Annotated in this window: 1 pseudogene; it reads right to left on the minus strand. The window is 72.2% G+C overall.

What is annotated here, in order from left to right:
* Positions 1-863, minus strand: a pseudogene (locus tag DD1DGNOD_RS28335) (zinc ribbon domain-containing protein); the annotation flags it as partial.

Raw genomic sequence — 863 nt, forward strand, 5'->3', positions numbered from 1 at the left:
CAGGCCACCGCGGCGGCCTCGGTCTTCCGCCCGCACGAGGGGCACGCCGTGTACAGCTCGGTGTCGCAGTAACGACAGATACGCGAGCCGTCCACCGGTTCCGGACGGCAGCATTGCGCGCACACCACGTAGTCGAGAAAGACGCCGGTCGTCACGGCCGCGCCCAGCTCCCGGGCGACGCCGAGCAACAGGGTCTTGGCCTGCACCGCGGACAGGCCCGACCCGGTTGCGAGGACCTCCCGCACCAGCCCCTCGAACACGGCCGGTCCCAGTTCACCGTCGAGAACGACGTGTTCCTCGACCCGCCCCCGGATCTCCTCCCGGGCGTCCGCGACCAGTCCGGCGGTGTAGGCGGCCGGATCCCCGTCCAGCAGCCTGGTGCGTACCTGCGCGAGCAGATCCGCGATCACCGTCTTCTCACGGTCATGCGGACGCCGCTGGTTGCGCTCCAGCGCAACCTCGTAGGCGGCCTGGATCCGTTCCGACGGCGAGTCGGCCGGGACACCCAGCAGCGCCCACAGGGAGGCGGTACCGACCCGGTCTCCCTCACGTAGCTGCCGCAGCTCGATCAGGCGGTCACGGATCTGGTGCCGTACCCCCGCGGCGAGCGGTTCGACCCCGTCACCCGAGCCGTCCTCGATCACCTGCTCACGGGCGAGAAGCGCGTCGAACTGCTCGGCAGTCACCCCGTCGGCCGACGCCAGCCGGCGAAGCCCGGCCACCCGGGAACGCGGCACCCCACCGAAACGCCCACGCACGGTCGCGAGATTGCGGGCCACCTTCGCCAGCCGTTCGGCGTCCCCGGTGCGGCGGGCCGCCAGCACCCGTGCCCGGACCTCGTCGCGGGTGGCGGTGTCCAGCAG

Origin of the sequence: Candidatus Protofrankia californiensis, assembly GCF_900634765.1 — a bacterium.
In the GTDB taxonomy this organism is placed as follows: domain Bacteria; phylum Actinomycetota; class Actinomycetes; order Frankiales; family Frankiaceae; genus Protofrankia; species Protofrankia californiensis.